Annotated in this window: 20 protein-coding genes; 2 read left to right on the top strand and 18 right to left on the bottom strand. The window is 38.2% G+C overall.

The genetic code is table 11. The features are described 5' to 3' along the window. The 12 genes from U0R11_RS10245 to U0R11_RS10190 form a co-directional block, all read right to left on the bottom strand. Positions 1-1,047 carry an SO2930 family diheme c-type cytochrome gene (locus tag U0R11_RS10245; RefSeq protein ID WP_406751598.1) on the bottom strand — a complete coding sequence of 349 codons (1,047 nt, stop codon included), beginning with the start codon at positions 1,045-1,047 and terminating at the stop codon, positions 1-3. A 2-nt stretch (positions 1,048-1,049) separates the two neighbouring features. Continuing rightward, positions 1,050-2,255 (bottom strand): parallel beta-helix domain-containing protein, encoded by a 1,206-nt coding sequence (locus U0R11_RS10240; RefSeq protein WP_406751597.1) that lies wholly within the window; start codon positions 2,253-2,255, stop codon positions 1,050-1,052. Position 2,256: 1 nt separating this feature from the next. Continuing rightward, a complete protein-coding gene (locus U0R11_RS10235) occupies positions 2,257-3,096 on the bottom strand; it encodes a sugar phosphate isomerase/epimerase family protein (protein WP_406751596.1) in 840 nt (279 codons plus the stop codon). 1 nt (position 3,097) lies between these two features. Next, a complete protein-coding gene (locus tag U0R11_RS10230) occupies positions 3,098-4,192 on the bottom strand; it encodes a Gfo/Idh/MocA family protein (RefSeq protein WP_406751595.1) in 1,095 nt (364 codons plus the stop codon). A gap of 20 nt (positions 4,193-4,212) precedes the next feature. Next, the gene (locus tag U0R11_RS10225) at positions 4,213-4,569 is read right to left on the bottom strand and encodes a hypothetical protein (RefSeq protein ID WP_406751594.1); all 357 of its coding nucleotides are present in this window, start codon (positions 4,567-4,569) and stop codon (positions 4,213-4,215) included. A gap of 59 nt (positions 4,570-4,628) precedes the next feature. Next, positions 4,629-5,996: an alkaline phosphatase family protein gene (locus tag U0R11_RS10220; protein ID WP_406751724.1), complete on the bottom strand. Its 1,368-nt coding sequence runs from the start codon at positions 5,994-5,996 to the stop codon at positions 4,629-4,631. Positions 5,997-6,000: 4 nt separating this feature from the next. Next, positions 6,001-7,203, bottom strand: a complete 1,203-nt coding sequence (gene eboE / locus U0R11_RS10215) for a metabolite traffic protein EboE (RefSeq protein ID WP_406751593.1) — start codon at positions 7,201-7,203, stop codon at positions 6,001-6,003. A 6-nt stretch (positions 7,204-7,209) separates the two neighbouring features. Next, positions 7,210-8,355: a 3-dehydroquinate synthase gene (locus U0R11_RS10210; RefSeq protein ID WP_406751592.1), complete on the bottom strand. Its 1,146-nt coding sequence runs from the start codon at positions 8,353-8,355 to the stop codon at positions 7,210-7,212. A 9-nt stretch (positions 8,356-8,364) separates the two neighbouring features. Then, a complete protein-coding gene (eboC, locus tag U0R11_RS10205) occupies positions 8,365-9,246 on the bottom strand; it encodes a UbiA-like protein EboC (protein WP_406751591.1) in 882 nt (293 codons plus the stop codon). After that, entirely contained in the window at positions 9,246-10,199 is a 954-nt protein-coding gene (locus tag U0R11_RS10200; protein WP_406751723.1) for a TatD family hydrolase, read from the bottom strand. The genes eboC and U0R11_RS10200 overlap by 1 nt, the downstream gene beginning before the upstream one ends. A 64-nt stretch (positions 10,200-10,263) precedes the next feature. Beyond that, entirely contained in the window at positions 10,264-11,124 is an 861-nt protein-coding gene (locus tag U0R11_RS10195; protein ID WP_406751590.1) for an EboA domain-containing protein, read from the bottom strand. Positions 11,125-11,224: 100 nt separating this feature from the next. Beyond that, on the bottom strand, positions 11,225-12,214 hold the full coding sequence (locus U0R11_RS10190) for a glycosyltransferase (RefSeq protein WP_406751589.1): 990 nt from the start codon (positions 12,212-12,214) through the stop codon (positions 11,225-11,227). Between the two features lie 1,192 nt (positions 12,215-13,406). On the opposite strand from U0R11_RS10190, the gene U0R11_RS10185 reads away from it, so the two are divergent. Together U0R11_RS10185 and U0R11_RS10180 are read left to right on the top strand one after the other, a co-directional pair. Continuing rightward, on the top strand, positions 13,407-15,260 hold the full coding sequence (locus U0R11_RS10185; RefSeq protein ID WP_406751588.1) for a YgiQ family radical SAM protein: 1,854 nt from the start codon (positions 13,407-13,409) through the stop codon (positions 15,258-15,260). A 13-nt stretch (positions 15,261-15,273) separates the two neighbouring features. Beyond that, positions 15,274-15,483, top strand: coding sequence for a zinc ribbon domain-containing protein YjdM (locus U0R11_RS10180; RefSeq protein ID WP_109322565.1), 210 nt, complete (start codon positions 15,274-15,276; stop codon positions 15,481-15,483). Positions 15,484-15,861: 378 nt separating this feature from the next. Here U0R11_RS10180 and drt3b read toward each other — a convergent pair whose 3' ends face one another. The 6 genes from drt3b to rmuC form a co-directional block, all read right to left on the bottom strand. After that, a complete protein-coding gene (drt3b, locus tag U0R11_RS10175) occupies positions 15,862-17,919 on the bottom strand; it encodes an antiviral reverse transcriptase Drt3b (protein ID WP_406751587.1) in 2,058 nt (685 codons plus the stop codon). Next, positions 17,916-19,286 carry an antiviral reverse transcriptase Drt3a gene (gene drt3a / locus U0R11_RS10170; RefSeq protein WP_406751586.1) on the bottom strand — a complete coding sequence of 457 codons (1,371 nt, stop codon included), beginning with the start codon at positions 19,284-19,286 and terminating at the stop codon, positions 17,916-17,918. Before drt3a ends, drt3b begins: the two co-directional genes overlap by 4 nt. Before the next feature lie 387 nt (positions 19,287-19,673). Then, positions 19,674-20,354, bottom strand: a complete 681-nt coding sequence (locus U0R11_RS10165) for an ABC transporter ATP-binding protein (RefSeq protein ID WP_406751585.1) — start codon at positions 20,352-20,354, stop codon at positions 19,674-19,676. Beyond that, positions 20,351-21,238 carry an ABC transporter permease gene (locus U0R11_RS10160; protein ID WP_406751584.1) on the bottom strand — a complete coding sequence of 296 codons (888 nt, stop codon included), beginning with the start codon at positions 21,236-21,238 and terminating at the stop codon, positions 20,351-20,353. The genes U0R11_RS10165 and U0R11_RS10160 overlap by 4 nt, the downstream gene beginning before the upstream one ends. A 1,510-nt stretch (positions 21,239-22,748) precedes the next feature. Further along, on the bottom strand, positions 22,749-23,450 hold the full coding sequence (locus tag U0R11_RS10155; RefSeq protein WP_406751583.1) for a DUF6090 family protein: 702 nt from the start codon (positions 23,448-23,450) through the stop codon (positions 22,749-22,751). A gap of 1,196 nt (positions 23,451-24,646) precedes the next feature. Next, the gene (rmuC, locus tag U0R11_RS10150) at positions 24,647-25,951 is read right to left on the bottom strand and encodes a DNA recombination protein RmuC (RefSeq protein WP_406751582.1); all 1,305 of its coding nucleotides are present in this window, start codon (positions 25,949-25,951) and stop codon (positions 24,647-24,649) included. Positions 25,952-26,812 lie beyond the last annotated feature (861 nt).

The raw sequence follows: 26,812 nt of genomic DNA, 5'->3' as shown, positions 1-26,812 counted from the left end.
TTAATGTGCTAAGGAGTTTATCCAATCTTGAATCAATTTAATTCCTTCTTGATGCTTCATTTTACGACCTAGTTCAGGCATCATGACCCCAGGATCTACCGAATCCATGCGGTAGGCCAAAATACTTTCCTTGGCTTTGCCAGGAACAATGTCGTATTTCAAATTGCCTGACCCTCTTCCAGCTGCTACTGGTGTTTTCATGAAGCCATAGGCTGTTTTATCTTTTGAATTCCAATGTAGATATAATCCAGAGGAACGTGCTGACCCTGTTAGGTTATGGCAATGCGCGCAGTTGATATCTAAATAGGCTTTCGCTCGTTCATCGAGTGATTTACTTTCATCGGAATAATTGACTAGCGCTGGAATTTCATTGAAATGAGGTAAATCACTCAAAATGCCTGCTTTTGTCCAGAAATCCAATTGATTTTGCTTCCCGGAAGTATAATGAAAGTCACCGTTTAATTGTCGGGCCGAAGGACCAATCGGGCTCATCTTAGCACTGCGTTCATGGCAACCTTTGCATTGGTTCATGTTGGGAACCTGATAATTGACTTGTTTTAGTATGCCTTGCTTGTCTTTCCAACTAACCTGAGAAGAACCTCCTGCTACTTCTAGGGTAGCTTCACTTTGAGCTTCATCCCAAATATAAGGCAAGGCCACCCACGACTTCTCTTGACGAATCAACACCCGAGTTTCCATGATCCTTCTGCCTGCCGAAGGATTAGCTTCCTCTTTGGGATAATAAAAGGTTTTAATGAGGGCAGTACCTACCGGAAATTGGAATACCGAATCTGCATTATAGGCTACTTTACTTCCATCTGGTAATTTGATAAAGCGGAGTTTGGATGCATAATCGGAAAAAAGGGGGGAATTCAATTGGTAAGGAATCACGCCGTCCTGTGGATTTTGATCTTTTAAATCACCTTTGAAAAACCCATAGTCAGATAATTTTATGACATAGCCAGCCGTGTTTTTTTGGATGGAACTAGCCTGAATAAAGCTCATCCATACCAAAATCATCAAGCCTAAACGAAAAGACCTGTTCATGATTAACGAAGTGTCTTAAATGCTTGAAGATGGCAATCGTACAAACTGACGTCGCGTTGTATGTTTTTGAAATCGTGCTCTGCATCGATATTGGCGAAGCTTTGATTCGTATTGTTTCGAATACAAATCCGATAAGAAGGAAAATATTCACCGCTGGAATCCAATCGTTTTGGATCTAAAATGCCATCATACACAATATTGGGTACCTGTCTGCCAAATTTCAGTTTGAAGCGATACATCTGACCAAATCGACCTTTGGCAGGAACTCTACCGGCTTTTCTTTCAAAATCATTGTCGCGGATTTCAATGGCCGTAGGATAGGGGTCATATTCCAAATCCGTGATTTTATTTTCTGTCATGTGGTAAGAAATAATTCCTACGCCCATGGTTTTATTTTGATGAATCTTATTGTTGAAAATTTCCACCTGACTCGTCGCTAAAACTAGCATGCCCGTTCCTTTGGGAACCCGAGCCACAATGTTTCCTTTTGGGGCAAAATTGGCTAAATTATTTTCTATGACCTCATTTTGGTATACCTTCACATGACCACCTTTTTTCTGTACCAAATCAGGTAAATCAAAGACCAAAATACCTCCTGTATTGCCATAGGCCTTATTGTGATGCACCTCCGCAAATTGAGAATTTTCTATTTCAATGCCAGCCACATTTTGAAATGCGGTACTATTTTTCACTTCAATGTACTTCGACTGGCCTACATAAATGCCCGCATCGGAGGCCCCAATGGCAATGCAACTATCTATCAATACATTTTCACAAAGCACGGGGTAAAGCGCATAGCTACCGTTGCTAGGAGAGGGCTTACCTGTCCATTCGGCTTTGATGCGGCGAAATGTGATGCCTTTCACATGCATGGTTTTAATTAAATCACCTTTGGAATCCTGAACCGTCATATCTTCCAAAATGATGTTCTCACAATTAGTGATTTTTATGCCTTCGGCACCTCCTGCTTGATTTTTAAAAGAAAGTATGGTTTTATCGATTCCTTTACCTCGGATGATCATGTTTTTTTTACCATCCATGGATAGACTTTGCGAAATCTGAAAAGTACCTTCTTCTAATTGTATGGTACTTCCATCTTCTGCTAAAATCAAATCCGTTTGGATTTTCTTTTCAATAGCTTGTTGCCCAATAAGCGGGCTAAGGATGGCTAGTTGTAAAATCAATAGGTAAAGAAAACGCTTTGTCATATTATTTTAAATTCGATAAATAGGTTCTGCTTTGACGGGTCTGAACAGGATATCTAGAGCTTTCATCTTCTAAATAATAATGCTGAATTTTGGCTTTTTTAGCCGCTTTCATGATTTCAGGTATGTTCAGTTGGCCCGTTCCTAAAGCTACATCATTTTCAACAGAAGTACCACCCGACATATTTCCTTGCACGCCTTTTTTCAAATCCTTCAAGTGCATCAATTTAAATCGATTGCCGTATTTTTCCAACAGTGTAGCTGGATTTTGACCTGGGAAAAAAGTCCAAAGGATGTCCATTTCATAGCTAACATATTTTGGATCCGTGTTTTGAACCAAGTAATCAAACAAAGTACCCTCTCCATAAGGCTCAAATTCAAAGCCGTGGTTATGGTAGCAAAAGGTTAAATCATATTTCTCTTTTAAGGCCTTACCAATCTGATTGAATTCCTGAGCTGTCTTTTGAGCCATTTCTAAGGTAAACGGACCTGTATGAGGAATCCATGCCACGCGAACAAAGGAAGCGCCTAAGGTTTTCGCATTTTCCCCCACCTGATCTGTCTTGTTTAATGCATCAGCCATGCTCACTCCAAAAGAAGTACATTTCATGCCTCTTTCATCCAATAAGCCACGTACTTCTTGGGCCGTTTTGCCAAATAAACTAGAAAATTCCATGTCGGTAATTCCCTGACTTTGTAAGGTATCCAAGGTTTTGACCATGTCTTTGGAGAAACTATTGCGGTAAGTAAATGAAACCATACCAATGTCTTTGCCGTTGATTTTCATGGGTTTCTGGGCCAAGGCCAACATCGGTAATAAAAGTAGGAGTAAAGTAGCTTTCATGTTATTTTAAAAATATGGTTTTGTGAGTTTTTGCAGATTCTGTCGCAGCAGATAATATTTCTACCACAATTTCATTGATGGCTAAGGAGGATAAATCCTTTTGGGGATCTATTTTGCCTTGCACGACGGCCGCCAGATAAGCAAATACATGGGCTTTTTCAGGTGCTAATGGGGATAATTGAAGGAGGCTTTCTTTGCCAAATCGACCTTCGGAAATATACTTCATTTGTTTGGACTTATCGGCCACTAAAATACCTTTGCTGGCATATAATTCGGTATCTTTTCGGTCAAATGGCCAATTCCAAGATGCTTGGATGATGGCTTGACAGCTAGGATAGTTTAAAATAATGGTGGTTTCATCATCCACTTTGGGATAGATGTGGGGCTTTAAATGCTGGCTGACTGCCGTAACCGAAATGGGCTTTTGACCTTCCATGAGCCATGTCATGATGTTGGCGCCATAGCATCCAAAATCAATCAATGCTCCTCCGCCGTTCATTTTAGGGTCAGTCAACCAAGCTAGGAATTCTTTCGAACAACCAATTTCTACGGGACCATTGTGACCATCCATGATGACCACCTTGCGCAGATCTCCCAAGGATTTTTCCACTTTCAGCATGTCCCACATTTTGGCATGGGAGGGATACCAAGTCGTTTCAAAATTGGTTAATAAGGCTATCGGATGTTTTTTAACCAGTGCTTTCATCTGAGCCAGATGATCCATATTGACGGCCAAAGGTTTTTCCACCATGACATGAATGCCTTTCGGCGCACAGGTTTGAACCACTTCCAAATGTTCGTAAATGCTATTAAACGCACAAACGGCCTCTGGTTTCGTTTGGGCAATCAATGTTTCTAAATCAGGAAACCAAAGGGATTCAGGCAAATGGTATTCCTTGAGCAGGCGCATGGCCAAGTCTTTATTTTTCTCGGCAAATCCTACAATCTGCACATCCGCATTTTTTTGTGCGGCACGCAATGCCTGACCCACGTGGTCATGCGTCATCCCGGCTATTCCCACCCGAATGGGATTAGCTACTAAAAGTATAGGGCTGATGAAGACCAGCCCTATAAGTAAAAGGATTTTTGTTTTCATGGCGTAATTAAGGCCTTGAATTAGTTTCTAGGTCCACCCTGCCGCATTTGACTCTGCAGTGTGAAGTATTTTTCCAATTGCTCTGGAGTAAAAATACCTTTCAACGATTCTAATTGGCCATCATTGATTTTCTTCATTTCTGCCATCATTTGCTCACGCTCCATGCCAGCCTGACGGAATTCCATCATTTTTTGCATACGAGAGGAAATAATGGGCTCCAATTTTTTAACCTGATCATCAGTCAGTTTTAATTCCGTAGAATAACGGTCAAGCTGACGTTGAACCATCGCTTTTGGATCAAAGTCTTGCGCAGTAGCTTTTGTACTCAGGCCAAGGAACATCGCCATCATGGCGCATAGGGCAATAAGTTTTTTCATGGTAAAGTATTTTATTGATTTAATGGCTAAATATAGTGCTAATTTTTCTAATTAAATTTTTATTGAAAAATAGTTTTCCAAATTAAATCATATACTTCTGGTGCTTCTACTTGGCTAGGAAGGCTCTTTTGATCCGACACATAAATAGGATAATAGGCTGGCTCACAAAAAATACTTCCATGGGAACCCTTGATCAGTGTGGCATCCAATGGAATCACATCCATCAAATAGCGAAAACCACTGAGTTTTCTGGCCAATTTATAAGCCGCTCTGAGTTTAATGAAGGGGTTTTTAGGGTCCATAAACATCTCAACAGGGTCATAACCTGGCTTCCGATGAATATCCACTAATCGGGCATAGTCGGGTGCTTTGGCATCATCCATCCAGAAATAATAAACAAACCAAGCTTGCGGTTCAGCGATTAAAACTAGTTCTCCACTGCGGGCATGGTCTATGTGGTAGGCTTTTTGCTCTTCTTTATTTAGGACTTTAGCTATGCCGGCTACTTTTTCTAAATCGGCCTTGATGGCCGCTATTTTGTTGGCATCTTGTATGTACACATGCGCTATCTGGTGATCTGCCGTAGCAAATGCAGCACTAGCACCTGCATCCAAAAGTTCTAAGCCTTGTTCGATACGTATGCTAATCAATCCCTTTTCACGCAAAATTCGGTTGATGTAAATCGGCTGATTTACTTCATTGATACCATATTCCGATAGCAGAATCACTTCTGCTCCTGTGCTTTCAAAATGCGTCACTAGCTCTTTGACCACCTGATCGATCTCTTGTAATTCCTTCGCAATCTTGGGAAGATCTGGGCCGAATTTTTGTAGACAATAGTCCAAATGGGGCAAATAAATCAGGTTCAACGTGGGATTGTATTTCTTATCTACCCAGATTGATGCATCCGCAATCCATTGGGTTGATTTTATATTGGCATTTGGCCCCCAAAAACTAAACAAAGGAAATGTTCCTAGTTCGGCTTGTAATTCGTCACGTAAGGAGGCAGGGTAGGAGTAGCAATCGGGTGCTTTCACGCCGTCGGCATGGTACTGCGGACGAGGTGTCACCGAATAATCAGCTGTTGAATACATGTTGTACCACCAGAACATTTTAGCACAGGTAAAGTTGGGATTGGCCTTTTTGGCAGCATCCCATATTTTCTCTCCTTGCACCAAATGGTTGGATTGTTTCCAAAACTTTACTTCGGCATCTTCGCGATCATACCAGCCATTTCCCACAATTCCGTTTTCATTGGGGTATTTTCCAGTGACATAACAACTCTGAGAAGTAGTCGTCACAGCCGGTAAAACGGGTTTAATATGGCAAATTTGCTTGGAAGCAATGAACTGGTTTAAAAACGGTGTATGCTCGCAAAGCACGCTTTGACTTAATCCAACGACATCAATCACGACCGTCTTTTGCATCATATTAGGCTTTTAATTGTTCTTGTACCCATTGAATCTCACGAATGATGGATTCATGAATGGGAATTTGATGTTCTTCTGGCAAGACTCCCCAAGTATAGGTTTCTATTTCCATTTGGCCTGTGAATGCTTCCTGCTTTTGTATCGCTAATGTTTCTCTAATTTCTTTTTGTGTTGAACCCAATAAACCATAACTCTCTAAAAATAGAGGTACATGGTAGTGAATTCTCCATTCCAAAAATGCCCCTGGTTCATAAGCCGCAAAGGCTTGGTCCAAATCCGGATATTGAATGAAACTACCATCCGCTTTTTTGGCTTTCACTTGATGCAAATAAACAGGCTCTTGGTATTTTTTTAACAAGGCTAATTTCTCTTCGGCTTGTTGACTAAAGTCCAAACGCAAGGCAGAACTCACTTGTATCTTACCTACTTGTATGCCTTTTTCTTTCAACTCTGCAATGCAGGTAGCAGGATGATCATAGCTAACTCCGAAATGACAGATGTCAAAACAGATTTGAATATGTCGTCGAATCAATTCCTCGGCTTTCGCAGCACTATATCCTTTTTCGATTAAATGAGGGATACCTAATGGCAATAAACAGGCACCATACCAATCCACAAACTCACGGTGGTTTTCTAAAATTCCATCGGGTTCTGGTTCTATGTCAATGTGTATGCTTTTCCCAGTCGCTTGTTCAATCTGCGCCAATTGGTCCACTACATCCACCAAGGCTAACGTGCCTTTTTCAGTGGCTTCTTGCAAGGCCTCTGGACTTTTCCACCAAAAACGGTAGGAGAGTGGCGAGGTGGAAATACCACCTGAAGTTTGATTTTCGGGTAAAAGTTTGGCTAATATATGTGCCAAACGCAGGGTATATTCGTATCGTTCTTTCGTGGTCCAATCGGGAGTGTGCACATCATCTTTGACCACTACTCCATGAAAACCACCAAAAGGAAATCCATTGAGCGTAAACACATATAAATCCTCGGCTTTCAACCAATCCGTCAAGGCTTCCCAAGCTTGTTCATCTTGCAAATCTTTACTCGCTAAATCCGCAATGCGTAAACCAAGGCCCATGGGAGCGTCAGGACTTACCGCTGCTTTGATCGCTGGTATGTTTTTTTGAAGATTGGCAAAATGTTCAGACCAAATTTCACCTGGGTGAATGTTGGAACAATAACTTAAAAGCCCTTGTGCTGTTTTCATGGTTTGCTATCCTAATTGAGCTAAGAAATCAACCGATTTTTTAATTAAATCAAAATTCATTTCGTGCACTTCTTTTCCTTTGCCTAGTTTTTCCAACAAAGTAATGCATAATTGTCCACCCAAATGCTCCTGAAATTCCTGCAAGCCTTTGAATAAATTAGCTTTGTCATTTTCTGCCAAGGCTGGGTGGTAGGTATCAAATCCTAATCTACGAATGACCGTAATCACTCGGTCTCTTTCTTCGGCGGTTAAATAACCAATTTCATGGGAATAGGCTGTATCTAAAGCAATACCGATGGCCACAGCTTCCCCGTGACGAATCTCGAAATTGCTTAAATATTCCAATTTATGGGCTGCCCAATGGCCAAAATCCAAAGGTCTAGCTGAACCTAATTCAAAGGGATCACCACTGGAAATATGCTGCATGTGTAATTCCGCACAACGGTAAATTTGTTCGATCATGACCGCTTCATGGCGCTCATTCATGGCTGAGGTATTTTCTTCCAACCATTGAAAGAAGGCCAAATCCTTGATTAAAGCGACTTTGATGGCTTCCGCAATGCCTGATCTCCAATCGCGGTCGTTTAAAGTAGCCAATAAATTCACATCATTGAATACGGCTACAGGAGGAGCAAAAGTGCCCAGGAAATTTTTCTTTCCCATGTAATTTACCCCATTTTTCACGCCTACTCCCGAATCATTTTGAGATAAAACCGTACTTGGTATACGAATGAATTTCACCCCACGGTGCGAGATAGCTGCAGCATAACCACTCATGTCTAAAAAGGCTCCACCACCAATGCACGCCACAAAAGAGTGTCGATCGATGCGATGCTCATCAATAACCCGAACCACTTCTTCATAAAAGCGAGGGTCATTTTTACAAACTTCTCCACCAGGTAAAATCAAGATTTCTGGGGCTAAATCAGCCACAGGATAGGTATCAAAGTATTGGACGATTTCAGAGGTCAAGTTCGGATGGGCATCTGCCACACCTTTATCAATGACAAATATGATCCTTTTTCTAAAATCAGCTAAACCAAAGTTCAAGATGAAATCCTTGAAAACGGGATTATCTTGTTGGAATAAGCCTTTGGAAAAAATGACTTGATAGCGAAAGGGTACCTGAAAATATTGTTCTAATGACTGCATGCTATAAAATTACGTAACGGCAAAGAATTTCCCTACTCGCATGGAAATGGGTAATAGGGCTAATACGGCCAAAGCAATCATCCATTGTCCACTTAGACTCACCCAGGCTGCGTTCATCACAATGAGTGATAAGACTCCTGCTTTCACCGTTTTACCAATGTTAGGTCCAATGGGATTTTGATATGCTTTTATTAAAGGTTTAAATATAAGCGTGATATGCAAGATAATGAAAGGAATGGCAATCCATTGTTCCAATTTAATGGCCAAGGATAATTGTGCCGCATGAATGATCAAAAAGAATAAGGCTGCTGCTGCGATGGGCCAAGGCGTACTGCCATGTACTTCACCCCGACTCACCATGGTAATCGCCGCGATATAAATCAAGGGTAATATCATCCATTGCCCCTGTTCTATGACGCCTAGTTCGTAGACCGACATGCCCAAAAGTAGGTTAAAGGCACGACAAAGGCCCATGTTGATGGGGCCAAAATAAGTCATGTGTTTTCCTTTCCAGTCGTAAAATATGGCTAATAAGGTGATGATGATGGCCACATAGCCACTGAGTAAACTTTGTTTGAAGGCTAAGAAAATACCCAAAACAAGAAGGAATAAACCTCCTGCCACAGCGGCTTGTAAAGAAATTCTGCCACTAGGCAAAGCTCTTTCTGGTCGTTCCATGCTGTCTAATTCTCTATCAAACACATCATTGAACACAACACCGCCGGCATATAGACACATGGTGGAAAATCCTAATAAAAGTAAGGGCTGTATGGAATAATCTTTCCAAACGAAAAGGAAACCTACGATGGCCATACCCGCCATGATGTCGGTCAATGCCGTGATGACATTGGCTGGTCGAGTTAATTCCAAAAAGGCCCTAATCTGACTCATTAGCGAATGATCAAGGAGTTTTTATTGACTCTTGGAGCCTGTCCACCCCTTAAAACAGTATTGCCATTGAATTTCAAAGACTGATCTATTTCCATGCCATGGATAAAATCAGATTCCTTAATTTGTCCACTTTGTGCAAAAGCATCCAAGGCATTTTGGTAGGTCACTAAACGAATATCTTCATCGGCAATCCCTTTCATCTTCATCAAGGCTGCTGTTTTAGGAATTGCCAAGGGATCGGAAATTCCCCAGTCGGCCGCTGAATTAATCATGATCATGGATGGACCGTATTGTTTGACGATTTCCACCATGCGCTCATTACCCATTTTCGTGAAGGGGTAAATGGTAAATGCAGCATAGAATCCTTGATCCAAAACCGATTTAACCGTTTCCTCGTTGTTATGATCAATAATGACCATATGAGGATCTAAACCATGCTCTAATGCAATGGCCATGCTTCTTTCCGTCCCTTTTTTCTTATCTCGGTGAGGTGTATGCACCTGCACAGGTAAGCCCATTTCTTTGGCCAATTCCAATTGTGCTCGGTAGTATTTTTCTTCCAAGGCGGTTTGGTCATCAAAACCAATTTCTCCAACACCTACTACGCCTTCTTTTTGCAAAAACAAAGGTAAAATCTCCATCACTTCCTCAGCCAATGCCTCATTATTAGCCTCCCGTGAGTTTAATCCAATGGTGCAATAATGCTTGATGCCAAACTGAGAAGAACGAAAACGCTCCCAACCAACCAAGGTAGCAAAATAGTCTTTGAACGAGGATAACCCCGTTCTAGGTTGACCTAACCAAAAGGCTGGTTCAATGATGGCCACGACTCCAGCATCCGCTAAGGCTTGGTAATCATCCGTTGTTCTTGCCGTCATGTGCACATGCGGATCAAAAAACTTCATGCCTTTGATGTATTGCTCAAATGTTTCTTCCACGGTGCTAGCAGTCATTTCTTCCTCTGCTGATCCTTGAAAATGGGATGGGTTCGATGGGTGTGGATTTTTACACATAATCCTAGGCTGGTTGGTAAATGGGTTCTGGTTTCTCTAAAGCTCCCCAAGCATCTTTTGGGATGGCAGGAAGCTCGTTTTTATATTTTTCTGCCAATGTTTTCGCTTCATGCAAGCTGCTTTGCGCTAAAACAAGCGCAGCTGCCAAACGGTCTGAGGCGGAATCGGAATGAATTAATTTTTCAATATTGGGTAATATTTCTTGGTTCAAATAGGGGATAAGCAGGCGCCAAACTTGCGAAGGTACTCGTCGGTTCGCTGCCCATCTCTCATGCGCAAAATCCACCAAGGTATTTACCAAAGCTTCGTTATTTCTTTCTTCTAATCCTTCAATTTGATGAATCGGCTTATCGTTGAAGATGCATTTTAAGACCAATTGGTTCCAAGCTAATTCCGAGAAATACTGCTTGGGATATGGATTTCCAAAGGCAATGGCATCAAAGATTAAACCTACATTAGAACGCACCGCATCCGTGGCACGGTTCATCCAAGCTTCTGGATAGGCCAAAACCGGAATGGCCGAATATAGTGCTACCGATTCGTTTAATTCAGCGGTATCAAATAGTAAGTTAATTTTTTTGATGTATTCTTCTCGACTTAAATCTCGCTCTTGGCAAAGGCTCAATAAATACACGCGAGCCAAGCGGTCCAAAGTCCAGCCATTCCAATTCCAATCGGGCAGGATGGAAGCGGCCTGGCTCAAGACTTCGTTTTCTAGTTCTTGTTTTTCTATAAAACGAGGAACCATGACAAAGCTAAGCGATAGGGAATTAGTGTCTTTCGCAGATTTTTCCTTCAACCAATCCAATTCTTTGGGTTGGCATTGTCCAGATAAGGCTTGAAATAATGGTTCTGAGATATTCAAAATTTACAATTTTATGATGATTTTAGGCTAAAAACGAATTTACTACATAATCCTTAGATTGATGACATGATTTATGTATGATATTTATCAGAAATGGCATTTAGTGAACATTTTCTTCAGGTTTGATCTGATATGACTTTTTTGACAAAAAAACCGTTTGCCAAAAATAATGAAATAGCATGCCCGTTTTTCGACTGAACAAGACCTGATTCTCTGTATTGTGCATCAATGGCCTCATTTTGACCAGATTCAATAGGGTTTTCCAAGTCCAAAACAAGGGAACCAAAGCTGTATAGTTCAATAAAATAAGCAAATAGGCTACCAGGCCATAGCTTTTCCTAATCCACAATAAATTCGACACTTGGATTTGAACTGAAAAACGATTGACCCAGGAAGTTTTCGCTCTTCGGAAGGGATTATCACCTAATAAATGCGTCACTCGGATATCCTCAAAATAGGCTAATTTCCCTGCTTTAATCAACCGAGTACTCCATTCGGCATCTTCGGCATACATGAAAAAATCCTCGTCCCAAGCTCCCACTTGATCGATTACTTTTTGACTCGTCATCAAGAAAAACCCAACCAAATTATTGGTCTCAAAGCTTTCTTGCGCCACATAGCTAGGAAAACATTGGTATACCCATTTCTTCCAGGAATGAATATTGGGCAAAATGTATAAATCAATGCGGATGTCGTTCAGCGTCCGATAATAGGGTATCGGATTCCCCTCCGCATCTACCTGAATAGCTCCAACAGCGGCAATTTCAGGTTTTTGTTGTAGGTAATCATAGGCTTTCCCAATGGCATTGTCGCTTACCAATGTATCCGCATTCATGAACAAAACATGAGGGGCTTTGGCAAGTGCTAAACCCATATTATTTGCTTTGGAGAACCCAGCATTATAGCCCAAATCAATCCACACCGTGGCTGTAAATTCCTGAAGAATAGTAGCATTAGCACCCGCTTGGTATTTATTATCCATCACAATGCACTCAAATTCCAGACCTTGGGTATACTGGTAAATGCTCCTAAAGCAATTCAGTAGAAGATCTTCGCTTTGGTAATTAACAAATATGATGGAAAGCTGCATATCTTACAAAAATAGAAGAGATTGGCGAATAATGCATCCTTAAGTTTTATACTCTTTCTTGTTATTTTAGAATAATGCTACTTTACTGAGACTAATTTGTTTTTTCTTTTTTTATGAGAAAAAAGAAAGACCAGTGAGATTTTTAACTAAGAAATGTATTTATGTAAACTTATTTAACAATTTTTTTTACTGAACTTTACTTACCAAGGCATTTCTTTTTTGGGAGAAAAAAAGAAACAAAAAAACTTTTAGAAAGTCGGTTAATCCTAAGACGAATTCCGCTTTGCGGAACCGTGATTCTCTCCGCTATCGCCTATATTTTTGACGCCGACGCGCATCGCCTATGCTGAGGTCAAAACCTCGTCTATCGCTGCGTTCATCACCTTTCGCTCGTGCTGACCGACGGTATTTTCATTCCTAAAATTCTACATTCTACATTTCCCCTTCTACGTTGAAAGGTTAACCGCAGGGCATGGCGAATGATAGAAAATAGGTATTTGCAATCTCAAGTTAAAGTTGGCTTCGAGAGCCTCAGCCAACATCGAGAGCCTCAGCTAATTATTATTCTACATTCTTCATTGACTGGTTAATCCCAACGAAAGATGGGAACGAAGCATGAGCGAAGCAAAAGGAAATTGTAAATGATGAATTATAAAGTATAAATGGTGGTGGCAAATTTTACATCTTAATCCCTTAACCCTAATAACAAAACGGTTAATCCCAACGAAAGATGGGAACGCAGCATGAGCGAAGCGGCAGGCGGATATTTGACCTTGCGCATAGGCCATGTGCGATGGCGTCAAAGATTAAAGCCGTATGCGGAGTGACAATCGGTTCCGCGCAGCGGAATTCGTCTTAGGATTAACCGCATTTCTCTCGTTTTTTTTGTTTCTTTTTTTATGAAAAAAAAGAAAGACCATATGAATTAAATCTTCGGTAAAGCTATTTTCTAGGAGTTGTAACAATAACACTATGTTTTAGCAAATACTTAGGATTTTCTTTTTTTATGAAAAAAAGAAAGACCAAGGAAATTTTTAACTAAGAAATGTACTTGTATGAACTTTTTTAACAATTCCTTTTATGGAACTTAACTTACCAAGGCATTTCTTATTATCGGGTTTGACATGATCCTGCAAAACATGTTGATAATCGAAGAATAGGTAAAACACCCAATTTCCACTAATTTTGTAACATGGAAGAAAGACCGATCACCGACTGGTTACCCTTAACAAAAAAAGAAGTAGAAAAACGAGGCTGGGACGAGCTAGATGTTATTTTAATATCCGGCGACGCCTACGTGGATCACCCCTCTTTTGGCACCGCAGTGATTGGTCGAATCATGGAAAGTGAAGGTTTGAAAGTGGGTATTGTGGCCCAACCCAACTGGCAAGATGATTTACGTGATTTCAAGAAATTAGGCAAACCCAAGTATTTTTTTGGTGTAACCGCCGGTTGTATGGATTCCATGGTGAATCATTATACAGCCAACCGTCGCTTACGTTCCAATGATTCCTATACCCCTGGTGGGGAAGCAGGTTTTAGACCGGATTATGCCACAACGGTGTATTCCAACATACTCAAAGAAATTTATCCCGATGTTCCTGTCTTGATTGGAGGAATAGAAGCGTCCTTACGTCGGGTGACGCATTATGATTACTGGGCCGACAAATTATTTCCTTCGGTTTTAATAGATTCCAAAGCCGATGTATTGGTATATGGCATGGGCGAGCAGCCCTTGCGCGAGATTATTCGTGGGGTGAAAAGTGGGATTCCATTAACGGAGTTAACGAATATCAATCAAGTGGCATTTTTACAACCCAAAGAGGCTGCTTTACTGGTGGTGGATTCCTGGGAAACCGTGGAATTGAGCAGTCATGAAGATTGTTTGGTTGATAAAATCAAATACGCCGCCAATTTCAAGATTGTGGAGGTGGAGTCCAATAAATGGCAGGCCAATCGGATTATACAGCAAGTAGGAGATCAAACCTTGGTCATTAATCCCCCTTTCAAAACCATGGATGAGGTGGAGATGGATCGCTCTTTTGATTTACCTTATACCCGTTTACCTCATCCCAAATACCGCAAAAGAGGGCCTATTCCCGCTTTTGAGATGATTAAATTCTCGGTCAACATGCACCGAGGTTGTTTTGGAGGTTGTAGTTTTTGTACCATTTCGGCCCATCAAGGGAAGTTCATTGCTTCTCGAAGTGAGAAATCCATCATGAAGGAGGTCGATCAAATCACGAAATCACCAGATTTTAAAGGATACATTTCTGATTTGGGAGGACCTTCGGCCAACATGTACAAGATGCGGGGCAAAGACGAGTCCATTTGTGCTCGTTGTTCTAGTCCAAGCTGCATTCACCCCGTGATTTGTTCCAATTTGGATACCTCTCACAAGCCATTGACGGAGATATATAAAAAGGTTGATGCGCATCCAGGCATCAAGAAAGCCTTTGTGGGTTCGGGAGTGCGTTATGATTTGTTGGTGGATGATTTCAATAAGAATAATTCCGACATGAACCACGATGAATACATGGAGCAATTGATTACGCGCCATGTATCTGGCCGATTGAAAGTGGCTCCAGAGCATACCTCGGACGCTACTTTGCGGGTTATGCGCAAGCCTTCGTTCAAATATTTCAGGAAGTTCAAAGAAAAATACGATGCCATTTCAGCCAAGCATGGTTTGAAACAGCCTTTGATTCCTTATTTCATTTCTTCTCACCCAGGATGTGAGGAAGTGGACATGGCCAATTTGGCGGCCGAGACCAAGGATTTAGGCTTTCACTTGGAACAAGTACAGGATTTCACCCCAACGCCCATGACGGTGGCTGAGGTGATTTATTATACTGGTGTTCATCCGTATACCTTGCAGCCGATTTATACGGCCAAAACCAAGGAAGAGAAGCAAAATCAAAATAAGTATTTCTTTTGGTACAAAGCCGAGTTCAAGGATTGGATTCGTAACCGTTTGACCAAATTACAGCGACCCGACTTAGCGCAGCGCTTATTGGGCTTTAGAAATAGGAACCAAAAATATTAATCAATTATAGCACATGGAAGTTAAAGACAGCAACGGTAATTTATTGAACGACGGAGATTCAGTAACAGTAATTAAGGACTTAAAAGTACGTGGATCATCTGGCGTCATCAAACGCGGAACCATGGTGCGCAACATCCGCTTAACCGATTTTGAAGGCGAAGTAGAAGGCAAAGTAGAAAAAACGATGATGGTCTTAAAGACGGAGTTTTTGAAGAAAGCGTAAGGAAATTATAAATGATAAATTATGAATTATAAATGGGGGCTTTTTTTTAGGTAAGATTAAGCTTTCATTTCCAAATCTTTGAGGTTCTGCCCCTGAATTATTTAGTATTTTCTTTGAATTTTGGCCACTGGTTATAGCCAATGCTTGGGTTGTTGGATTGATATTGCTTAATAAATTCAACTTCCATTTGATTGATTTCCTTAACAGTCACATTTTCTGCCTCTATTAGTATTTCTTTTTAAATAATTTCTGTTTTGTTTTAAAAAAAAGCAGCCAGTCCCTGCTGCTTTTGTCGTTATACAACTCATTTATAGTGATGTCTAACTCTGCTTGTGTGTGTGCCACCTATGGCGTTAACGGTTGGACTGATTCAGTTTCTTAATATACTTCCTGGCTTTGTTTGGCATCAAGTGCTTTTCCAAAGTCAAAATCTGACCAATTTGTAAACCAATTATTTCTTGCATTAATAATATTTGTTTGTAAGCTTGTATCTGAGATGTTGTATAAAGCTAGCACTTTTCGTTTTATTGTATCAATATTTATATATGGATATGCAATAATGTCAAACAATAGTAAAATTAACTCTGCTTTTTTTATTCTGTCGACATAACTCACATTTTCAAATTTTTCAACCAATTTATGTAAAATGAAGTCACGAAGTTTTTTAAAACGAACTTTGTCTTTCATATAAAAAAGCGAAACAACAAGTGAAAAATAGTTAAGTTCTGTTTTAGAATAGAAGTTAGAGTCTTTGTTATCAATTCGCAAATAACTTGCAAGTACGTCTTCTGTAAGCCAATATTTATTGCCGAGTTCGCCAAGTGCTATAAGTAAATACAACGTTTCTACTTGCGCGTGGCTAACGGTTTTATTTTTGTATAAAGTAAAAATAATGTTGTCATAAATCTTTTTAAAGACAAGATGTTTGAAGTCAAAATTAAACTCGTCTTTATGGTTTAGAATAGTTGTAACTATTCGTAAAATTCTGCAAAGTTTTATTGTTGTATTTACTCTCGGCGATACTGAATAAAGGAAAAATACAAAATCTAATAATTCAAGTAATGCATTTATAAAATCTTTTTCAGTATTCTTTTCGTTAATTATTTTGAAGTAGTTTTTTACTAATGTATTTAACTTTCTCTCAATAATTGTAAAAGTGTAATTGAGAATGTCTTTATAATCAATTTTAGCTTCAAAAATTATTGTCTTGAACTTGGTTATTAAACTATTAGAATTAATATATACTTTACCTTTCTTTTTCTTAATTGTTGTTATCCCATCTTCTTCTAAGCCTTCTTCAAAATCTTCAATTTTGTATGAAATAGTATTTAGTAAGTCGTTTATTTTTTGCTTCGCAATAGTGATTTCTGTAATTATTGGCTTTTTGTATTGAATACTTTTTGAGTCATTTAATGATAATTTGAAATCACGCAATCTCAACCTGAAAGTGGTTATAATTTTCTCTTTAGTAGATTCATCGTTGTAAAAAATAAAATAGTCATCTACATATCTAAAAATTTCGTAATCTTTTTTGTAATGGAATCCTCCAAGTTTTAATTCATCTTTTGCTTGGTCATCAATTTCTTGCAAAATTAGTTCAGAAAATATTCTTGAGAATTCAGGTCCTATAACAATTCCGTTTGTTTCATTGTAATTTAGTTTTTGCATTAAATTATCAAATCTTTGACCAAAGGTTTGCTTGCTATCAGCTAAATATTTTTTTACAATTTCTTTGTCCAATAATGCCCATGAAATAGAATGAGTATATATACTGTCAAAGCATTTTGAAATATCAAACTTGAAAAGATAATTGAACTTTTTCTCACACCTATGATATTGATATGATTCGTAAAATTTATGGATATTACTGTATTTTTTATAGACAAAAAACGTCTTTAAATTTTCATATTCTAAATCATTTTGTTCAACAATTTCATCGTTATCCTCTGCAAGCTTTTCTATGTGGAGTCGATCTTTGAAATATGTATATTTTGAAATTCTGTATGGTCTTCTAATGGAAAACTGACTTTTATTACAGTAATATAATATTAAGTCTCTATATGTATCGTAAAAATCAATAACAGCAAGTTGGTTTTTGGGATGAATGATAGTCAATTCACGAAAATCATTTTCCTTGTGAACGATTTTATAACCAAAAGGAATACTATCTCTTTTAGTCTCTTCAAAATTGACCTTCTCATTTATAAATGGTGTAGCTGAATTAATTCCCATGAGAAGTTTTATAATTTCTTGGTTTGTTTGCGTATTGTTTTTCAGAATAGCAATTTTTTCATTTTCCACAACAATTTTGCATGACAAAAGAAAATCATAAAAATTTCGATTTGAAAATGTAATAGGAACTTCAAATGGCAATACATCTGAAAGAATGACTCTTTCTTTTTTATACTTAATGTATTTTTTCTTTCGTTTTTTCACTTTGTCCAGTGGTTCATTATTTTATTTAATTCAACTGTGCTGAACTTTGAAATATTTGTCGGATCGAAACCTGATACAAATGAATTTGAGTTTCTAATCCTTGAAGCAAGTGTTTCTTGTAAAGCAAAACTGGTTATAAATTCATCAAAGCAAAGGTCTAAATCTTTTAAATCATCCGTTGTTGAAATTAAGCTATTAGTGTAATATATTCCCGTGATTACATTTCTTTTGTTGTTTACTAATCTTGTATTGCTTGTCAAAAACTTGATTCTTTTTACAAATAGTTTTCTCGCTTTTTTTTCATTTTGTTTTGATTGCTTAGCATATAGTTCAAATGCTTTTTTCAACCTATCCTCATATTGCTGTTTTTTCCTAGATGAAATTGTTAATTTTAAAGGAATGTGTTTATTGGATTTATATCCTGAAATGAATTTATAACCTAAATACTCAAATTCGTATTGTTGATTTATATTCTTGTTTGATAAATCAATAAGTTTTGTTTTACCTATGCTTTCATTCATAATCAATTCTTCTTTAGAAAGAACTTCTTTTACTTCTATTTGATAATATCTGTTCGTGTTAATAATTTGTGGCATAAAAATTAAGATTATGTCGTCCACATATCTTGCATAATACATCAAGTTTGGGAGAAGTTTGATTTTTGCATCAATATCTCTCATATATAGTTCTGTCAAATATGGACTAATACCGATCCCTCTCGGAACTCCATTAGTTGTACCTGATTCGTGTTTGAACGTATTTAAAATTTGTTGAATAAAACGCATTGATAAATGAGTTAGCAAATTATCGTCATTGATTTTATTCAATAAATTATCGTGAGGAATACTTTCGTAAAACTCTTTTATATCTGTCTTCAAAATGATTTTTGGAAATCCATCATCAAGCAAATTCTTTAATTGGCTTATAATGGCGTAGCGACTCGATTGTTTTACTTTATAAAGTTTCCTGAAATTATATTGAAGTTGCTTTAGAGTTAAAATATTTTCTAAATTATACTCAGTCTTGTAAACTGGCTTATCGGTTATAGAAATGTCTTTAACGATTTTAATTTTAAATTCTTGGGCCGTAACATTTGAACTAATTGTAGTTAGTTTCATTGTCAACTTTTGTTCACGCTGTTCGTTAAGTTTATCTTTCTTTTCATTAATTGTGTTTCGTTCTTCAATAAAACTTTTATTGTCTAATCCTTTTTGTTTGAGTATTCGAATTTCTGCGTTAACCTCTTTTATTTTTTTGCTAATTTCTTTTATGTCAGAAAAGAAATCTCCTTCCAAATAATATCCTTTTCGATTCTCTATATCAAGAATCTTTCTGAAATTTTCAATTGAAAATGACTGATCTAACATCTCGGACTCGTGTCTTTATTTTTTGTTATGTGGATTTGTTCGTATTGTTGCCACTAATTTTTTAATCAATATTAAATACCTGTTTATGCCTACCTTTTAGGTAGTTTATAGAAATCAGTATTTTAAGATTAATAGTCCCAATCTACCCAAAATCCATTTCCCCACCATAGCTAGCTGGTCTCCGAGATAGACTTTGTTGTAAAGACAAATTGAAATTTTGCTTGAAAATGAACCATATAAATTGAGAACATGCCGTTTAATCCTTGAATTGGATTAATATGGAGGTATTTTGGCTGAAATTTGGCATGAAATAGTCTAAAAGAAAGCTATCAACCGTTCGTGTAAAAATTGGCATGTTTAGCTAAATTGGTAAGCTTCTTGGGCATATTATGCCAATCCCAATTTATCCAATTTCTTACCTAGGGTCATTTGCTTGATTTCTGTTTCCAAGTTGGCAAAGTCTGGCTTTTGAACAGACTTGATCAAACTTCCTTGGCTCATCACCTGTATTTTATCACAAGTATCACTCAGCGTAGAGAATATATGGGAGGAAATAATGACAGTCTTACCCAGTGCTTTGAGTTGATGAATGATTTCGGTAATCAGGATATTACTGGCTATATCCACTCCATTAAATGGCTCGTCCAAGATAAAGTACTCGTTGCCCTGCAATAAAATGGCCGTCAAGGCTAATTTCTTCTTCATTCCCGTGGAATAAGTTGCCGCATATTGGTTCAAGGGTAAATCAAAAATGTTCTTGTCCTCCAAATTGGAGATTTGGATGTCCCTGGCTTGGCATAACAACTGGATGTATTCTTTGCCTGTTATTTTCGGAAAGAAAAAAGGTTCCGTCAACAATAAACCTAGGTGGTTTTTTAGGGGTGTCAGATGGGAGAGTATCTCACCTTCGTAGTCTTCTAATCCAGCTATGCACCTAAATAAGGTGGTCTTTCCGGCACCATTTTCACCGACAATGCCATATACTTTTCCTTGCTCAAAATCCAGGTGGATTTGATTCAACACTACCTTAGTCCCATATTGCTTGGATAAGTTTCGGATGGATATCATTTCAATAAACGGGTGAGGCGGTTTTCAGATTTTTTGAAATAGTAAGGAATGAATAGCAGTAGTAAGGGCGGAAACCAAAGACATAGCGCTAACAAGATACTGGGTGCAAGGTATATTTCATTAGGATACTCGGAATATTTGCTCACAATCATCGATATCAAAAATGCCCAAGCAAGTACCATGAAAAGCAAGATGATGCCGATGTTTTGATAAAAGAAATAGGAGAGAAGCAGTGTTATGGGTAAAGCCAGTAAAGTAGAATAAAGCAGGGCCGTTTTTATTTTCCTCAACAAAAATGCTCTCGGTTTCGGATGGAATGACCAAACGTAATATTCATTTTCTGCTTTGGTATGGAAAAATAGGCATGTGGTAAATACAATCAACAAAGCGAATATCCCCAAATTAAAATTATTCTGTATAACAGCCATCACAGCCAAGACATAGGCCATAAAAAATAGGTAAAATGTATTTCTAAAACCCACCATAAATTCAAAAGGTCTTTTTGAAAATGGCGTCCAAAGGGTCCATTGTAAGGCGGTTTTGAACTGGCTGAGTGCCATTAGGATGACCAATGCTACTAATAATGCCATATAAACAAAAAGTTGTTGATACAGCAGAAAAGCTAGAAATGGCAGAGAAGCTATGACATTCTCGCAAATTCTAATTTTTTTCATGCGAGAGTCGCCAAAACAAAGGCGCAGAAACTCTGTTCTCCGCTTTTCCGATAAATTTCCAATCATCGACAGTGCAAAAAGCAAGTAAATATAGGGGGCAAATTCCGTGCTTTGAAACAAGTAAACAGAAAGTCCAAGGAACAATCCCGCCAATAGAACATAGGCCACTAGTGGATGAATCCCCGCATCTTTCAAATGGCGGTTGCACATCTTAACTTGAAGTTCAATATACTCTTTCAGTAGGGTGTTGTTTGAAGATATTAAAATACGCTAAAATGATTCATTGACATAACCGTTCGTGTAAAATCTATTTTATCAGTTATTTTACAGAACATCACTTACCAAGGCATTTCTTTTTTTTCAAAAACAGAAAATACATGTGAAATAATGAAACGAAAAGTGCTTTTAAACTCTTTTGAATTCATCACTTTTTCTGGAGCTTTACTTTCTTTGGTATTTCTTTTTTTTCATAAAAAAAGAAACAAAAAAAACAGAAGAAAGACGGTTAATCCTAAGACGAATTCCGCTGCGCGGAACCGATTGTCACTCCGCATACGGCTTTAATCTTTGACGCTTAGCTTTTGCCTACGCACTAGGTCAAAGATGCGCCTTCCGCTTCGCTCATGCTGCGTTCCCATCTTTCGTTGGGATTAACCGTTTAATGTAGAATGCTATCGTTTGTGAATAATTTAGGTTGAAGTTCTCGTTGTTGGCTGAGGCACTCGAAGCCAACATTTAACATGAGATTGCAAATCCCTATTATCTGTTATTCGACATGCCCCTGCGGTTAACCTCTTAATGTAGCATGTAAAATGAATAATGTAGAATTTTTTGATCGAAAACACCGTCGTGCAGCCCTGCGAAATGTGATGAACGAAGCGGTAGACGAAGTTTTGACCTCAGCATAGGCGATGTGCGTTGGCGTCAAAAATATAGGCGATAGCGAAGTGAATCACGGTTCCGCAAAGCGGAATTCGCCTTGGCTGAACGACAAAAAAAAGAAGTTTTTTTGTTTCTTTTTTTGAAAAAAAAGAAAATCCATGTGAATTAATGAAACGCAAAGTGCTTGATTTTAAATAAAAAGTATTTTAAACTCTTTTGAATTCAGCAATTTTCAGAAGCTTAACTTTCTTTGGCATTTCTTTTTTTTCATAAAAAAAGAAACAAAAAAAACAGAAGAAATACGGTTAATCCTAAGACGAATTCCGCTGCGCGGAACCGATTGTCACTCCGCATACGGCTGTTAGAATGAAAAATGTAGAATGCTACATCTATTTATAATTTATAATTCATCATTTACAATTTCCTTCCCGCCTGCCGCTTCGCTCATGCTGCGCTCTCATCTTTCGTTGGGATTAACCTTCTGATTAGTTTTTAGAAATTAGAATGTAAAATGCTATTGTTTGTGAATAATATTGGCTGAGGTTCTCGATGTTGGCTGAGGCTCTCGAAGCCAACATTTAACATGGGATTGCAAATCCCTATTATCTGTCATTCGTTCGAATTTTCTTTTTTGAAAAAAAAGAAAGACCAAAGATATTTTTAACTAGGAAATGCATTCGTATTAACTTTTTTAAAAAATCTTTTTACAGAACATCACTTACCAAGGCGGAAAGGAAATTGTAAATGATGAATTATAAATTATAAATGGATGTAGCATTCTTCATTCTAACAGCCCTAAATCGCTAAATGGTCAAACAGCTATTGTGCGTTCGCTTTTTTATTCAGTCTCTATTTTGTCAATTTCTTTTATAATGTCTCTTGCTTGCTTAATCGCGTCTTCATACGTTTTTTGATTGTATTGGGTAAAATTATCAATACCTGATAAAATAATCTTTGTCTTCTTTTTCAATATAGTCTTATTGATATCTTCATCTCCACTCATTAATAAATCGACATACCTAGAAGTAAGTTTTTCGTATGCCCCTTCGACCAGTGCTATCTGTGGAATGGTTTGCTGATAATAACTTAAAATCGAATTCCTTAAGTTTTGATTTTCTATATTGTTTATTTTTCCACTCGATTTAAAGCCTTCATATCGTCCATTATTGACTAAGGTATTGATGAAATTGGTACCTGAATTAATCTGTTGGTGATTAGCTTTAATACTGTCTATTTTTTCAGGTGTGAGGTGTGAATTAAAGAAAACTTGTTGTTGAGTTTTATTTAATATATTTTTTGTGTCTTCTAGGTTTGAAATGTCATTTTGTAAATCGTCTTTCAAGCCAATTAAAAATGATTGAGCATCTTCCTGTTGATGTTTTTCTTCGCTCCAAGAGTGGAGCCAAATGGAAAGAGTAACGGCAAATACAATAATTAAAATTTCCGTTAGAACTTCTTTTACTTTTTCACTGAAAGAATGTTTTTTATTGTTCATCTCTGAATATATTTTTTTAGTGTGTTTTATTATTTCTTCTTGCATATTTTCGATTGGTAATTTTTATGTTGATTGGTTCTTTCTGTCGTTCCTAATTAATGTATACCTTGGGTATAAGCGCTACTACATTTCGCTTATCCCTACTCTTTTATTGGCATGCCGAAACAGGTATTTCGCATTTACAGCCACGAATCTACCCAAAATCTACTTGCCTACCATATCCAGCAGGTTCGTTAGCTAGACTTTGTTGTAAAGACAAAGTGGAATTTTGGTAGAAAACAAAAAAAAGAAATAGGGAATAGATCGTTTAATCCATCATTTTGGTGTAAAATAGTGGTATTTGGGCAAATTGCTGGCTGGAAAATAGTTATTGAAAAGCTAATAACCGTTCGTGTAAAATGCTTTTCAATTACAATTACTACTTATCATTGGATTAACCTCTCAATGTAGAATGTAAAATGAAGAATGTAGATTTTTTGATAGAAAACTCCGTCGTGCAGTCCTGCGAAAGGTGATGAACGCAGAGGTAGTATTAGTTAGTATGGTTTCGTTTTTAGTGTTTAGCATGTAGAATGCTATTGTTTGCGAATAATGTTGGCTGAGGTTCTCGAAGCCAACAGTTAACATGGGATTGCAAATCCCTATTATCTGTCATTTGACATGACCCTTCGGTTTACACCGAAACGTAGGGAGGTGAACATGTCCTTTAGCTTTGACTCTTTTGAATTCATCAATTTTCAGAAGCTTAACTTTCTTTGGCATTTCTTTTTTTTCATAAAAAAAGAAACAAAAAAAACGGAAGAAATACGGTTAATCCTAAGACGAATTCCGCTGCGCGGAACCGATTGTCACTCCGCATACGGCTGTTAGAATGAAAAATGTAGAATGTAGAATGCTACATCTATTTATAATTTATAATTCATCATTTACAATTTCCTTCCCGCCTGCCGCTTCGCTCATGCTTCGTTCCCATCTTTCGTTGGGATTAACCTTCTGATTAGTTTTTAGAAATTAGAATGTAAAATGTTATCGTTTGCGAATACTGTTGGCTGAGGTTCTCGTTGTTGGCTGAGGTTCTCGAAGCCAACTTTGACATGAGATTACAAATCCCTATCATCTGTCATTCGACATGGACCCTGCGGTTAACCTCTCAATGTAGAATGTAAAATGAAGTATGTAGAATTCAAAAATTGATAAAACGGTCAACGTCATTCAGGCATTCACAATCTATAAATTATAATTTATAATTCATTTTCCTCTTCTTCATCAGAATCCTCCTCCTGAATAAGTCCTTGGTTGAGTTTTTTGGTAGACTTGATGCCAAGTTTATGGAGTTTCTCCGCACGGGTAACGAGGTTACCTTTACCTGTGCTTAATTTGTTGAGGGCATTGACGTGGGCATCTTCTGCTTTTTTGATGTGTTTGCCCACGTCTTCCATGTCTTGGGTAAAGCTGACAAATTTATCGTACAAATCGCCGGCTTGTCGGGCTATTTCAATGGCATTACGGGTTTGGTATTCGGTTTTCCAAACAGAAGCAATGGTCCTCAGCGTAGCCAATAGGGTAGAAGGGGAGACCAAGACTATTTTTCTTTCCCAAGCAAAGTTGAATAAGGTGGTGTCCTGGGAAATGGTCGCCACAAATCCAGATTCAATGGGGATAAACAGCAAGACAAAATCGGGGCTATTCAAGTTCAGACCTGTGTGATAATCTTTCGCAGATAATTCTTTGATGTGGTTCTTTAAGGATTCAATATGAGCTTTAAGGGCAATCTCTTTCTCTAGGCTACCTTCCTCGGCACGGGTGTAGCGTTCGTAGGCCACCAAAGACACTTTGCTATCAATGATCAGATTTTTATTGTCAGGCAGGAAAATCACCGCATCGGGTTTGATGCTTTCGTTCATTTGATTTCTTGTCACAAATTGGGTCTCATATTCGGAGCCTTTTTTGAGGCCAGAGCTTTCCAATACGCGTTCTAGGATCATTTCACCCCAGTTTCCTTGGGTTTTATTGGAGCCTTTGAGGGCATTCGTCAAATCTTCTGTTTTTTGGGTTACGGTTTGGTTGAGGCTGGTCAGGTTTTTGATTTGCTCCATCAATACGGTACTTTGCTCCAGACTGGTCTTTTGGCCTAGGTTGACTTTCTCTTCAAACTCCTTCAGCTTTTCTTTGAGTGGATTGAGTACGTCATTCAGCTTTACTTGTTGCTGATCGCTGAGCACTTTGCCTTGTCGGAGCACGGATTCATTGCTGATATCCACCAGCATTTTACGCATTTTGTCCTCGTCGGCCTTCTGGCTATCCAAGGATTCTTTGAGGCTAGTATTTTGGCCTTCCAAAAGGGATATTTGGCCAAACATGCTTCTGTTTTCTTGTTCTAGCTCTTGGATTTTCTTTTTAGTCTCGGCCTCCAGTGTTTGCCATTTAGCTTGTTCTTGATTGAATTGGGCCAATTGGCTTACTAGTAAATTGATTTTGCCTTGCAGTAGGAGGTAGGTGATACCGGCTCCGGCTAATATTCCGAGAAAGATGTAGAGGATAGTCATGGATGTAAAGATAGGGAAAATGTAGAATTGTAAATTGTGAATTATAAATTGTAAATGGATCGGTCTACGTTCTAATCCCTAACAACTAATCCCTATTTAAAAGGGTTAATCCTACGAAAGATGTGAACGAAGCATGAGCGAAGCGGCAGGCGCATCTTTGACCTCGTGCGTAGGCTAAGGCTATGCGTCAAAGATTAAAGCCGTATGCGGAGTGAACATCGGTTCCGCGCATGCGGAATTCGTCTTAGGATTAACCGTATTTCTTTTGTTTTTTTTGTTTCTTTTTTTATGAAAAAAAAGAAAGACCAATGAGATTTTTAACTAGGAAATGTAGTTATGTGAATTTATTTAACAATTCTTTTTACTGAATCAAACTTACCAAGGCCTTTCTTTTTTTGAAAAAAAAGAAACAAAAAAACTTCTTTTTTTGTCGTTCAGCAAAGGCGAATTTCGCTTCGCGAAACCGTGATTCACTCCGCTATCGCCTATACTTTTGACGCCTACGCACATCGCCTATGCTGAGGTCAAAACCTCGTCTACCGCTGTGTTCATCACATTTCGCAGGGCTGCACGACAGTGTTTTCTATCAAAAATTCTACATTTTACATTCTACATTGAAAGGTTTATTCCAACAATGCAGCACTAATAAATGGTAAATGGTGAAGTATAAATTATGAATGGATGTCGGATTCACATTCGAAACTCTAATAACTAACCACTAATTCTACATTCTTCATTCAGCAAAAAAAAAGCCCACTAGAATCTAGCGGGCTTGGGGATAATAATAACTTGGAGCTTACTTACTTTCCCGGGTTTGATCCCAGTATCATCAGCGGTGCGGGGCTTAACTTCTCTGTTCGA

This window comes from Aquirufa salirivi, assembly GCF_045310485.1.
GTDB lineage: Bacteria > Bacteroidota > Bacteroidia > Cytophagales > Spirosomataceae > Aquirufa > Aquirufa salirivi.
Note: the sequence above shows the minus strand (reverse complement) of the source record. Positions and strands in the feature narration are given on the sequence as shown.

Coding starts and splice junctions, on each gene's coding strand:
- U0R11_RS10230 (WP_406751595.1), bottom strand. CDS start 4,192: ATGAAAACAAAAATCCTTTTACTTATAGGGCTGGTCTTCATCAGCCCT.
- U0R11_RS10245 (WP_406751598.1), bottom strand. CDS start 1,047: ATGAACAGGTCTTTTCGTTTAGGCTTGATGATTTTGGTATGGATGAGC.
- eboE (WP_406751593.1), bottom strand. CDS start 7,203: ATGAAAACAGCACAAGGGCTTTTAAGTTATTGTTCCAACATTCACCCA.
- U0R11_RS10210 (WP_406751592.1), bottom strand. CDS start 8,355: ATGCAGTCATTAGAACAATATTTTCAGGTACCCTTTCGCTATCAAGTC.
- U0R11_RS10185 (WP_406751588.1), top strand. CDS start 13,407: ATGGAAGAAAGACCGATCACCGACTGGTTACCCTTAACAAAAAAAGAA.
- U0R11_RS10190 (WP_406751589.1), bottom strand. CDS start 12,214: ATGCAGCTTTCCATCATATTTGTTAATTACCAAAGCGAAGATCTTCTA.
- U0R11_RS10160 (WP_406751584.1), bottom strand. CDS start 21,238: ATGTGCAACCGCCATTTGAAAGATGCGGGGATTCATCCACTAGTGGCC.
- U0R11_RS10235 (WP_406751596.1), bottom strand. CDS start 3,096: ATGAAAGCTACTTTACTCCTACTTTTATTACCGATGTTGGCCTTGGCC.
- U0R11_RS10155 (WP_406751583.1), bottom strand. CDS start 23,450: ATGCAAGAAGAAATAATAAAACACACTAAAAAAATATATTCAGAGATG.
- U0R11_RS10180 (WP_109322565.1), top strand. CDS start 15,274: ATGGAAGTTAAAGACAGCAACGGTAATTTATTGAACGACGGAGATTCA.
- U0R11_RS10225 (WP_406751594.1), bottom strand. CDS start 4,569: ATGAAAAAACTTATTGCCCTATGCGCCATGATGGCGATGTTCCTTGGC.
- drt3a (WP_406751586.1), bottom strand. CDS start 19,286: ATGTTAGATCAGTCATTTTCAATTGAAAATTTCAGAAAGATTCTTGAT.
- rmuC (WP_406751582.1), bottom strand. CDS start 25,951: ATGACTATCCTCTACATCTTTCTCGGAATATTAGCCGGAGCCGGTATC.
- U0R11_RS10220 (WP_406751724.1), bottom strand. CDS start 5,996: ATGCAAAAGACGGTCGTGATTGATGTCGTTGGATTAAGTCAAAGCGTG.
- U0R11_RS10165 (WP_406751585.1), bottom strand. CDS start 20,354: ATGATATCCATCCGAAACTTATCCAAGCAATATGGGACTAAGGTAGTG.
- U0R11_RS10200 (WP_406751723.1), bottom strand. CDS start 10,199: ATGACTGCTAGCACCGTGGAAGAAACATTTGAGCAATACATCAAAGGC.
- U0R11_RS10240 (WP_406751597.1), bottom strand. CDS start 2,255: ATGACAAAGCGTTTTCTTTACCTATTGATTTTACAACTAGCCATCCTT.
- eboC (WP_406751591.1), bottom strand. CDS start 9,246: ATGAGTCAGATTAGGGCCTTTTTGGAATTAACTCGACCAGCCAATGTC.